General features: G+C 65.6%; 7 protein-coding genes and 5 pseudogenes. 5 read left to right on the plus strand and 7 right to left on the minus strand.

From position 1 onward, the window contains the following. Positions 1 to 813, plus strand: a pseudogene (locus Q8W71_RS31400) (IS3 family transposase); the annotation flags it as partial. Positions 814 to 1,051: 238 nt separating this feature from the next. On the opposite strand, the gene Q8W71_RS31405 reads toward Q8W71_RS31400, so the two are convergent. Continuing rightward, positions 1,052 to 2,329 (minus strand): IS110 family RNA-guided transposase, encoded by a 1,278-nt coding sequence (locus Q8W71_RS31405; protein ID WP_305529284.1) that lies wholly within the window; start codon positions 2,327 to 2,329, stop codon positions 1,052 to 1,054. A gap of 147 nt (positions 2,330 to 2,476) precedes the next feature. Between Q8W71_RS31405 and Q8W71_RS31410 the strand changes: the two are divergent. The 3 pseudogenes from Q8W71_RS31410 to Q8W71_RS31420 all read left to right on the plus strand — a co-directional run. Further along, a pseudogene (locus tag Q8W71_RS31410) lies at positions 2,477 to 2,785 on the plus strand (integrase core domain-containing protein); the annotation flags it as partial. 178 nt (positions 2,786 to 2,963) lie between these two features. After that, positions 2,964 to 3,101 (plus strand): annotated as a pseudogene (locus Q8W71_RS31415) (IS66 family transposase); the annotation flags it as partial. 30 nt (positions 3,102 to 3,131) lie between these two features. Further along, a pseudogene (locus Q8W71_RS31420) lies at positions 3,132 to 3,611 on the plus strand (integrase core domain-containing protein); the annotation flags it as partial. A 304-nt stretch (positions 3,612 to 3,915) separates the two neighbouring features. On the opposite strand, the gene Q8W71_RS31425 reads toward Q8W71_RS31420, so the two are convergent. The 5 genes from Q8W71_RS31425 to Q8W71_RS31445 form a co-directional block, all read right to left on the minus strand. Further along, the gene (locus tag Q8W71_RS31425) at positions 3,916 to 4,842 is read right to left on the minus strand and encodes a transporter (protein ID WP_305529285.1); all 927 of its coding nucleotides are present in this window, start codon (positions 4,840 to 4,842) and stop codon (positions 3,916 to 3,918) included. Between the two features lie 322 nt (positions 4,843 to 5,164). Continuing rightward, positions 5,165 to 6,370, minus strand: a complete 1,206-nt coding sequence (acmB, locus tag Q8W71_RS31430; protein ID WP_305529286.1) for a methyl acetate hydrolase AcmB — start codon at positions 6,368 to 6,370, stop codon at positions 5,165 to 5,167. Between the two features lie 134 nt (positions 6,371 to 6,504). Further along, entirely contained in the window at positions 6,505 to 8,151 is a 1,647-nt protein-coding gene (locus Q8W71_RS31435; RefSeq protein WP_305529287.1) for a flavin-containing monooxygenase, read from the minus strand. Between the two features lie 52 nt (positions 8,152 to 8,203). After that, positions 8,204 to 8,983 carry an SDR family NAD(P)-dependent oxidoreductase gene (locus Q8W71_RS31440; protein WP_305529288.1) on the minus strand — a complete coding sequence of 260 codons (780 nt, stop codon included), beginning with the start codon at positions 8,981 to 8,983 and terminating at the stop codon, positions 8,204 to 8,206. A 141-nt stretch (positions 8,984 to 9,124) separates the two neighbouring features. Continuing rightward, entirely contained in the window at positions 9,125 to 9,955 is an 831-nt protein-coding gene (locus Q8W71_RS31445; protein ID WP_305529289.1) for an AraC family transcriptional regulator, read from the minus strand. 325 nt (positions 9,956 to 10,280) lie between these two features. Between Q8W71_RS31445 and Q8W71_RS31450 the strand changes: the two are divergent. Beyond that, positions 10,281 to 10,484: pseudogene (locus Q8W71_RS31450) on the plus strand (transposase); the annotation flags it as partial. A gap of 3 nt (positions 10,485 to 10,487) precedes the next feature. On the opposite strand, the gene Q8W71_RS33030 reads toward Q8W71_RS31450, so the two are convergent. Then, a protein-coding gene (locus Q8W71_RS33030; protein ID WP_370875408.1) for an IS5 family transposase occupies positions 10,488 to 11,254 on the minus strand; the annotation gives its coding sequence in 2 pieces (ribosomal slippage) (positions 10,488 to 10,906 and positions 10,906 to 11,254; 768 coding nt in all). Positions 11,255 to 11,287 lie beyond the last annotated feature (33 nt).

Consider the following 11,287-nt stretch of genomic DNA (forward strand, 5'->3'; position numbering starts at 1 on the left):
GCCTGAGGACGTGATCGCCAAGCTGCGGCAGGTGGACGTGTTAGTCGGCCAGGGCCAGAGCGTCGGCGAGGCGATCCGCAGTATCGGCGTGACGGAGGTGACGTACTACCGCTGGCGCAAGGAGTACGGGGGTCTGAAGGGCGATCAGGTCCGACGGATGAAGGACCTGGAGGTCGAGAACCAGCGGCTGCGGAAGGCGATTGCCGATCTCACCCTGGACAAGCTGATCCTGCAGGAGGCCGCCCGGGGAAACTTCTGAGCCCCGCGCGCCGACGTGCGTGTGTCGAGCACATCGTGGGGACGATGGACGTGTCCGAGCGCCGGGCTTGCCGGGCGCTCGGGCAGCATCGCTCGACGCAGCGCAAGGTGCCGCGGGGGAGAGACGACGAGGCGGCGCTGACGGCCGACCTCGTCGCGCTGGCGGAACAGTACGGCCGGTACGGCTACCGGAAGGTCGGGGCGCTGCTGAAGGCGGCCGGGTGGTTCGTCAACGACAAACGCGTGGAGCGGATCTGGCGGCGGGAGGGGCTGAAGGTGCCGGCCCGGCAGCCCAAGCGCAGCCGGATCTGGGACAACGACGGCTCCTGCATCAGGCTGCGGCCAGAGCACCGCGACCACGTCTGGTCGTACGACTTCGTCGAGGCGCGCACCCACGATGGACGCAAGTTCCGGATGCTCAACGTCGTGGACGAGTTCACGCGCGAGTGTCTGACGATCCGAGTGGCGCGCAAGCTCAAGGCGATCGACGTGATCGATGTACTCTCGGACTTGTTCAGCCTGCGCGGGGTGCTCAAGCACATCCGCTCGGACAACGTCCTACGTAGCGAGGAAGGACGGCTGGCCAGGCAACAAGTCTCCGTCCGCGAACATGCGCCCGCGGTGTGTTTGTCGTCAATGTCGATCCAGGCGGCTCCTGCCGATCCGGAAGAACTCTCGGCCATAGCGAACACAGGATCCAGCCGATGCATGCGGCACCGTGGTCCTCACCGTCCTCAACACGAGATGTCGATCCAGGCAGGAGACCCGAGCATTATCTACAGGGTCGTGGTTCTCACGCCCTCACGGCTCTGCTGAGAGGGGTTCTCCCACCTGGCACCGGTCCCTCGACGAAGGGCCGGTAGTCGGCACCGGTCTTGATGACGGCGTGCACCACGCGCGCCATCTTGGCGGTGATCGCGGTCAGCGCCTTGCGCCGCAGGTCGGCATTGTGCCGGTCGCGGGCGATGTAGCGCTCAAATTTGTCGCGGAAGCCGTTCTCCCGCTGCCGGATGGCCACCTGCCCAGCCAGCCAGAGCGTACGCCGGAGCCGGGCGTTGCCGTACTTCGACAGCTTGGTCTGGCCGCGGAAGGTGCCGGATTGCTGGGTGGCCAGATCGAGCCCGCAGAACTTCAGGAACTGCCGGTGATGGCCGAAGCGGCGCAGGTCGCCAGCCTCAGCCAGGATGGTCAGGGCGTTGATCGGGCCGATGCCGGGGATGCGGCGCAGCAGCTTGTAGTCGGAGCAGTCCGTCAGGAGGGCGTCGGCCGTGGCCTCGATGGCGTCGCGCTGCTGGATCAGCCCGCGCGCCTCGCCGATGACGAGCCGGAACATGCTCACCGCCGGAGCGTCAGGCGGCACCGGCAGGCCGATCGAGCTGCGGGCCGTCTCGTAGATGTCGCCGAGCAGTTGCGCCTTGGCGACCTTGCGCCCGACGACATCCCAGGCGGCGGCGATGAAGGCCTCCTTGCTCAGCGCGGTGATGCAGGCGGGCGTGGGGAAGCGATCGAGGAAGGCGAAGAACCAGTCCGAGCGGCTGTTGTGGCGGAAGCGGTCGACCTCCGGAAAGTATAGCGGCAGGTAGTGGGTCAGGATCCGATGCAGCACCTCGGTCTTGGCCCGCGAAACGGCATCGTGTGTCTTGGACAGCTCCTGCACGTCGTTGATGCCGGCGGCGAGCGGGTCGTGATACACCTGCGAGGCGCCGATGCGGATCATGTGCAGCATGACCTGGGCGTCCTTCGGGTCGTTCTTGTCCCAGCCGTTGTGCAGGGCCTCGCGGGTGCGGGCGAGCGCCACGGAGGAGATCAGGCGCACGGCAAAGCCGGCCTGGAGCAGGCGCCAGGCGATCGGGCGGTGATAGTTGCCGGTGGCCTCGAAGCCGCAAGTCACCGGCTGACCGAGGTTCGACAGCAGCGCGATCAGACGATCGTGCTCGGCGCGGGTGTTGAGGACGCTCAACCGGCGTCGTCGGCCGGAGCCGGGCACCTCGATGAGGACCTCGTTGCGGGCCTTGGCGATGTCGATGGCTACGAGAACGCCGGCCGGCGGCGTAAGCTGTGGTCTGGTCATGGTCGATCCGTCTCCGGAATGAGGCTTCGAACACCGTCACTCTAGAGACCTGCCGGTCGGCCATGACCGCCCCAGGGCGGCGCGCTGCGCTCAGCATGGCTTCGCGCGCCGCCCCAGAACCGTCGAGCCATCTTCCCGATGTGCTATGGCCCGGAGTTTATCGCCAAGTCCGTGCAGGCGTGGATCGCCGCGGTCGGCGCAAAGACAGCCTACATCACGCCCGGCTCACCGTGGGAGAACGGATATGTCGAGAGCTTTAACGCCCGCCTGCGGGACGAGCTGCTGGACGGCGAGGTCTTCTACACGCTGAGAGAGGCACAGATCATCATCGAGAGCTGGCGGCGTCACTACAACACGGTCCGGCCGCATGGCGCGCTGGGCTATCGCCCGCCGGCCCCGGAGGTGTTCGTGCCAGCCCTGACCGCTTGGCCGGCTGCGCTCGTCCAACCGGCTCCGCCGGCCAAGCTAGAGCGCGCTCCGCCGAGGTGGACACCGGCTCGGCGCGAGAGAGCGCGTCAAAACAAAGGCTTAGAGCCGTGCACGATTGCAACGCGATCGGGAACGGCTCTAGTCGTGGTGGAAAGGCCCACCCTGCACTAACTCTCGACCCGGACCACCCCGTGGGGGCCGATCAGTGCAGCGGAAGGTGACCAACGGCTACCGCGCCATGTGGGCGGCTGAGGGCGAGGCCGCCATCCGCACCGTCGTCGACACCGCCCGCCTCACAGGCAGCAGCCCCTTCAGCACCGTCCTCAAAACCATCGGTGCCTGAACACTGCCATCACAGGCCTGGGTAATTACCTCGGATCACCTCGAACTGCGCTGCCGGGACGGTGTGGTCGTCCGCGTGTTGTTTGCCATCAACGCTTGCGACCGCGAGATCATGGCGTGGTCGGCGACCACGACAGGCGTCTCGGCTGAGATGGTCTGCGACCTGATGATCGCCTGCTGCGAGCGCCGGTTCGGCGCGACGAAGACCCCGCACCCAGTCGAATGGCTGGCCGACAACGGCTCCGCCTACATCGCCAAGGAGACAGCACAGACGGCCGCCGCGCTCGGCCCACGGTTGCTGTTCACCCCGGTGCGCTCGCCGCAGAGCAACGGCATCGCGGAGGCGTTCGTGAAGACGCTCAAGCGCGACTATGCCCGCCTCGCCATCTTGGCCGACGCCGAGACCGTGATGCGGCTTCTCCCGGCTTGGTTCGAGGACTACAACACCTTCCACCCGCACTCCGGACCGCGCATGCTCTCGCCCAGAGAGTACCTCAGCCGGACTGCCTAAACCCACCCCGCTGCCTGTCCGGTCAAACAGGGTGCACTCCAGCTCCGACCTGCTGAAAAGGCACGAACGCGTTGGGCAGGAGTTTCCAAGCCATATTGGTAGACCAAGCTGCCTGACCTCAAACAAAGCGACGAGTGGGCCGTCCAGCATGCTCGGCACATGACCTTGGAAAGCATCGCCCTGATCGGCGATGATCCCCTCTTCAGCCTGCCGACCCTGCGGCCTGATCGTCCCGGCTCCAGCCTGTGACCCCGGTGGTTCCATCGCTGACACCACGCTGCGGGGTACGCCCCTATAATGCTATTCAGAATGCTTTGAGGATCCGGAAAACCGCGCCGAAATCCTGCTTGAAACCGCCCGTGGCCTGCAGGTCGTGATTGAGTTCCAGAGCGACCTGAAGAGTCGGATCGAAGAAGTATCCGGTCTGGAACCGGATGCGCTGGATTTCGGTGCGTGCCCCATTGAGAACGCCGTTGAGCCTTTGCTCGCCACCCCAGATACCCGTATAGCCGATCGACGTGTTGAAGGACGGGTTCCAGCGCCAGTTGAGCCACGTCTGGAGTCGGTGCGTCGTCCCCTGCCTCAGCAGGCTGGTGCCGGGAAAAGCCCGGTCGTTATCGCCGTAGAACTGGGCGTCGTAGGCGATGTCGAGGCTGAGATGATTGCCGAAGCCCTGTTGTAGGCCGCCCTGGACGGTGCCCCGTACCCGGTTGTCACCGAGATTGAGCGGGGCGAAAGGGTCATAGCTTCCGGTCGGAGGATTGAGGAAACCGACAAGGATGATGGCAGTCTTCGATGATTCATTGATGTAGGGCCAGAGAAACGCGGAAAGCGTGATGTTCTGGGCGCCGAAGGTGTTCGGGAGGCGCTGGCCGCCGATCCTGGCATCTTGGAGACCGCCGAAGCCCTGGTAGATCTGATAGCCGGCGCGGAAGCCCGCAATCTCGTCGTAGTGCACGAAGCGCGCGACACCGACATGGGTCTCAAGCCCGGAACCGCGCAAGGTCGGCCCCCGCGCAAGTCTGTAGTCGGTGTTGTGGCCGTAGGCGTAATAGCCGAGCGCAAGGTTCGTCCCGGCGGGCAGCGGCGTGAACTCGTACGGCATGATCTCCTGAGCCTGCGCCGGATCGGATTGGAACCCGGTGGCTGCGGCAACAAGCGAGAGGCAGAGTCCAAACCGGAGATTGTGCAGCCTCTTCGAACTGGTAGCTCGGTTCAGCAGATTTTTCATGTTGGTTCTCCCCCATTTAGTTCGAACGAATATCCGTCCTCGGTTGATGGTTGCCGGAGCATTTGCCGTGTTGCGTTAGATCATGCCTTGAGAATCTTGTTCTATCTGGAAATTATCCGCCGTTTTCTGAGCAAAAACTGGCGGTTAACACATCTAAAATGAGCTTTCCGCATTCTTTGGCTGTTGTCTCACTAGATATTCGCATGGGGCCGGAGATGCGTAGCGCTCGCCTCAATCGTGCTGCGTTCGGAGAGAAGTTTGGCCGCGTATCCGTACGGCACCGAAAGTTCCGGATGGTGACGATCGCGCTCGAATTGTGAGGTCACGCCACCCGATGAAGGTTTCGGTAGAGGGCCGTCTCGAAGGCGAGATAGCCGCCGAACGAGGCCGGATCCCCGAAGGGCAGGATCTGTGTCGCCCAGAAGCCGCCGACGCCGTTTCGGCGATCGATCCAGTAGAACAGGTTTGCGAGGCCAGCCCAGCCGAGCGATCCGGCAGGCCGGCCGGTCGGCGCATCCTCGTCGTTGATCATGAAGGTCAGGCCCCAGGATTTCCGTTGGCCCGGAAAGAACTCAGCGTCGTTGGACAGGGCCGGGATGACACCCGGCAGCATTGTCACGCTCTGCCCGCGGAGATGATTTTGTTCGGCCATCCGAACGGTCTCGGCCTTCAGCACCCGACCGTTCTCGCCCTGACCATCGTTCAGCCACATCCGGATGAAGCGCATGTAGTCGCTGACGGTGCTGTAGAGTCCGTGGCCGCCCATGTGGATCTCAGGCTCGGGCGGAAGCTCGAACGGCAGCGCCGACAACGTGCCGTCGGCAAGGCGCGCATGCATGCCGGCCACCCGCTCGCGCATCGCGCTGCTCAGCGTGAAGGCCGTTTCCCGCAGGCCGAGGGGTTTGAAGATGCGGGCTTGGAAGACGTCGCCGAGGCGCTCGCCGGCGATGGCCTCGATGACCTGGCCGCACCAATCCATGTTGCTGCCGTATTCCCAGCGATCCCCGGGGTCGAACAGAAGGGGCGTCCGCAGCGCGGCCCGGGAGGCGGTGATGACGCTGGGCTGACCCTTCTCCTGCGCCAGCCGGGCATAGGCCGCGTTGAAGAAATCGTAGCCGAAACCGGCGGTATGCGTCAGCAGCATGCGGGTGGTGATATCGCGCTTCGGCGCTCGCAGCCGCACGTCGCCGGTCTCGTCGAACCCTTCGATGACTTGGAGTTCGCCGATCTCCGGCAGGTAAGTCTTGGCCGGAGCGTCGAGGTCGAGCCGGCCCTCCTCGACGAGTTGCAGCGCTGCCGTGCCGGTGATGGCCTTGGTCGTCGAGAAGATCGCGAGGACGGTGTCCGTCGTCATCTCGGCGTCGTGGCCGAGCTGGCGCTTGCCGGCGGCACCCTCATAGAAGGTCTCGACCCGGTCCGTTGCCATGGCGACGACACCGGGTACGCCCGTGTTTCCTGCGACCGCGTCCCGCAGAATGTTATCGACCTCCGTCTTGAACGCGGTGGAAGGTCTTACCGAGTCGGTCATGGAAAGGCCCTCTGTGTCGAGTTGACGGCGACCGCGTGCAGGCCGAAGCCACGGCTCGGTGATGGGTGAGGCCGAGCACAGCTGTGCCTGAGGCGCGTCGATCGACACTCGATCCGTCGCCACAGGGAACAAGTCTAGCGGAGGCTGAACCCGGAATAGCCACTCGCGGCGACCTCGTCGCACTTCTGCCGATAGGTTCCGACGCCGCCGATATAGGAGAGCAGTCTGCGGGGTTTGCCCTCGACGTTCGAGCCCATGTACCAGGAGTTGGTTTTGGTCACGAGGGTCGCCGCGGCGATGCCGTCGTGATGCTCCACCCATTCGTCCTGGAAGGCTTCGTCGGCCTCGATGACGTGCAGATTGCGCTCGCGCATGTAAGCGATGCAGCGGCTGATCCATTCCGCCTGCTGCTGAAGGCAGGTCGTCATGTTGCAGAGGGCGGCGGACGGCGCGAGCGGCGCCGCGGTGGTGAAGAGGTTCGGATAGCCGTGCACCTGCAGGCCCATCGTGGTGCGGATGTCCCGGCCCCACTCCTCCTTCAGCGAGCGTCCGCCGCGACCGCGGATGTCGATCCGGGTCAGGGCTCCCGTTCCGGCATCGAAGCCGGTGGCCAGGATCAGGATGTCGAGCGGGACTTCGGTGCCGTCCGCGAGGCGCAGGCCTCTGGGCGTGACGGCCGCGATCGGGTTATCCTTGACGCTGACGAGCGACACGTTCGGCCGATGGAAGGCCTGCAGGAAGCCGCGCTCCAGGGGGACGCGGTGGGTGCCGAAGCCGTATTCCGTCGGGAGCAGCGCCGCGCAGAGCTTCGGATCCTTCAGTTCCGCGCGCATCTTGCCACGCACGAATTCGGAGATCTCGGCGCTCACGCCCTCGTCGAAGAATATCTCCGCGAACGAGGCGAGCCACAGCTTCAGGGAGCCGTCCTGCCAGACGCTCTCGAGGATCTCGACCCGTTCCTGCGGTGTCTTCTCGGCCCAGGCACCGTTCTCGAAATCGTACTCGAAGCCGGAGAAGGTGTGGGGAAGGCGGGTTGCGAGATCATGGAACTTCGCCTTGTACGCCTCCTGATCGGCCGAGGTGTAGGCGGGGTTCTTCATCGGCAGGACGTATTGCGGCGTCCGGACGAAGACCGAGAGGTGACCGGCCGCGCCGGCGATGGTCTGCACGACCTGGATGCCGGTGGCGCCGATGCCGATCACGCCGACCCGCTTCCCCGAGACGTCGACCGGCGTCTTGGGCCAGCGCGCGGTGTGGAAGATCTCGCCCTCGAACGTGTCCTGACCCGGGAACATGTCCCTCAGGGGCGCCGAGAGCATGCCGCAGCAGGTGATCAGGAAACGCGCATCGATGGCCTGACCCCGGTCGGTCTCGATCCTCCAGCGCCCGGTCGCCTCGTCGAACCGTGCTTGAGTGATCGTCGTGTCGAACTGGATGTCCTTGCGCAGGTCGAGACGCTCGGTCACGTAGTGCAGCCAGCGCTCGATTTCCGGCTGGGCGGGGAATTTCTCGCTCCAGCTCCAATCCTTGTAGAGCTCCTCCGAGAACAGGTACTGGTAGATGTATCCCTCGGAATCGAAGCGAGCGCCGGGATAGCGGTTCCAGTACCAGGTTCCCCCCACGTCGGAGGCGGTATCGAAGGCTCTGACCGACAGGCCCTGTTCGCGCAACAGGTAGAGCTGGTAGAGGCCGGAGACGCCGGCGCCGATCACGGCCGCATCCAACTGCATCGGCCGATCGGGGCCCGACGTTTCGCGCGCAGATGAGGTGGCGATGGTCATTTCGCGATCCCGATTCCGAGTGTATTTACTTCGATGACTTGACTTGATGCGGTTAGCCGGCAGACATCGCTCCGTCGATGGAGTACAACCCGCCAGAACAGAACCCGCTGTCGTCGCTGGCCAGGAACAGGGCTAGGTTGGCGACCTCCTCCGGCGTCCCGTAGCGGCCGGCCGGGATCAGGGCGGAGAAACCGGCCTTTGCCGTCTCCGGCGCTCCCGGAGCCGCGCCTTCCTCGACGGCGCGCATCATCCGCGTCTCGATCGGAGAGGGGTGGATGGTGTTGACCCGGATGCCGTGCGCCGCGCCTTCGAGCGCAGCGCAGCGCATGAGGCCGACCACGGCGTGCTTGCTGGTACTGTACGCCGAAAGACCCGCGAAGCCGCGCAAGCCGGCGATCGACGACGAGATGACGATGCTGCCCCCACCCGTGCGCTGCATCGCCGGCATCGCGGCACGCAGGCTGAGCCAGACACCGCGGACGTTGACCGCCATCACGCGGTCGAAGATCTCGTCCGGATATTCCGTCAGAGGGAGGATGGAGCCTTCAATCCCGGCATTGCTCATCAGGATGTCGAGGCGCCCGTACCTGGCGACCGCCGCCTCGGTTGCGCGCGCGACATCGCCGGCATCGGACATGTCGGCGGTGCAGGCGCTGCAGCGCTCCGAGCCGATCCGCGTGGCCAGCTCCGCCAATCCCGCCTCGTCACGGTCGACGAGGAGCAATGCGGCGCCTTCTCGGGCGAACGCGGTCGCGATGGCGCACCCGATGCCGCCGGCCGCGCCCGTGACGATCGCGACTTTTCCCGACAATCGAGACATGGCCTCCCCCATTTCGATCTTCTGTCCTGAGCCGGAGTGGCGTTCCGGATGATCAGGCGGCCGATGCATTGAGCCCGGAGATCGGGAGGATTGTCTTGAACGAGAGCCGATATCGCGTTGCTCAAACTTGCTGTCGGCACGGCGCCCGCAGGCTCAGCCCGCAACCTGCCTGCGATAATCTCCCGGGGTCACGCCGAGCAGGTTGCGGAACACGCGCGTCATGTGGCTCTGGTCGGCGAAGCCGCACTCGGCGGCCACGACCTTGAGCGGAACCTCGGGCCGCGCTAAGCGGCGCTTCGCGCCCTCGACTCGCTGGCGCATCACGTAGACGTGGGGCGGGCAGCCGAACGCGCCGCGGAACATCCGCGTGAAGTGGAAGACGCTGAGACCGACGACACCCGCGAGGTCGGCGAGCGTGATGGCGCCGTCCAGATTGTGCTCCACGAAGGAGATCAGCCGACGGCACTGGGCCGACGGCAGGCATCCGCGCGCCTCGGTCTCGCGGAACTGCACCTCGGTGTAATGGCGCAGGAGGTGGACGCAGGCGGCCTGCGTCAGGGTCTCGGCGTAGAAGCTTCCGCCGAGACCGCCATGCCCGGCCTCCTGTGCAAGGCCGGCGACGAGGCCCGCGAGAAGCGGATCGTCGGCCCGAAGGACATCGCGAAGGTGGACGGCTTCGATCTCGCGCTCGTAGAGGTCGGTGGCGGTCCGGATCACCGTCGCGGGCGAGAGGTAGAGGTGCAGCACCTCGACGGTCTCGCTCCAGCGCCAGTGTGATGGCTGAGCGTGGCTGAGGAAGGAGATCGAGCCGGGCCGCATCTGGTCCGTCTGCCAATCGCCGGCACAGCGCCGGTGCATCGGCGTCGCCCCGTCCCTGTAGGCGACGAGCAGGTAGTCGCGGAGCGGGGGGACCTCCACGTCGGAGCCCGCGTAGCGGTACCCGACCAGCCGCCCCCCGTCCCAGGAAAGCGGAGCACTGTCCACGGTGCGCACCCCAGGAGCCCAGGTTGGAAGCTGGTCAGGTGTGATCGGCGTGCGCACTCACTCAATCCCCGCCTTCGGATCTCGAACGGTCATCGCAGCGGACAACCGACAGATGTATTCTCATGCCGGCCGACGCGAAAATCACCGGAAAATCGAATTATCTTGTCGTACATCAGTCGTGCGCGACGATTCCACCGGCATCTGCTGCATTATCATGCTGGATCGTGCGGCATCCGGTCAAGAGCGCGGCGCGTGATCCTGACATGACCGGCTGGCTTTGGACCGGGCTGATTGAGAGGATCAGCCGGGACCGAAGGAGTCGGACATGCGGCAAGGTCAGAAGGCGAGCGCGGAGCAGGTGGTGCTGAAGCTGCGGCAGATCGAGATGCAGACAGCCCAGGGCAAGAGTTTGTCACTGGCATGCAAGGAGGCGGAGATCTCAGAGCAGAGCTATTACCGCAGGCGCAAGGAGTACGGCGGCCTCCAAGTCGATCAGGCCAGGAAGATGAAGGACCTAGGGCGTAGTGACGATTTAGGCGAGACTGATGGCGATAGCGGCGAGGAGGACGAAGCCGCGGAAGTTGGCCAAGAGCTTGTCGTATCGGGTTGCGACGCGGCGGAACTGCTTGAGCTTGGCAAAGAAGCGCTCGATGCGGTTGCGCTCTGTGTAGAGATGGCGGTCGTAGGCGTGCGGCCGGCGGCGGTGACGCCGGGGCGGGATCACCGGCTCGGCGCCTGCGTCCAGGATGGCGTCGTGCAGCGGATCGGCGCCGTAGCCCTTGTCGGCGATGACGGCCTTGGGCGACAGGCCCTCGATCAGGGCGTGGGCCTGGGCCATGTCGTTCTGCTGGCCCGGGCCGAGCAGCAGGCGCACGGGGTCGCCGAGCGCGTCGCAGGCGACGTGGATCTTGGTGCTCAGGCCGCCGCGGGAGCGGCCCAGGCCCTGGGCATGCGCCCCCCTTTTGACAGGCGCGCGCCGGCGGCGTGCTGGTGGGCGCGCACGATGGTGGAGTCGATCAACAGCCACTCCAGATCGGCCTCGGCGCTCAAGGCGGCCAGGACCCCGTCCAGCACGCCGCGCTCGATCCAGCGATAGTAGCGCCGCTTGACCGCCTGATGATCGCCCAGGCGCTCAGGCAAGTCGCGCCAGCGCCCGCCCGAGCGGGCCATCCACAGCAGCGCTTCGACGAAGCGGCGGTTGTCGCATCGTGGGCCGCGCTGCCCGGCCCGGCCGCCAGGGATCAGATCCCGCAGGCGCTCCCACTGGTCGTCGCGCAGGCCATCCGGGTCGTGGCTCATCCAGGCCGATCTCCAAAATCAGCCTTGAATCAC

The sequence above is a fragment of the Methylobacterium amylolyticum genome, assembly GCF_030700245.1.
Classification (GTDB): domain Bacteria; phylum Pseudomonadota; class Alphaproteobacteria; order Rhizobiales; family Beijerinckiaceae; genus Methylobacterium.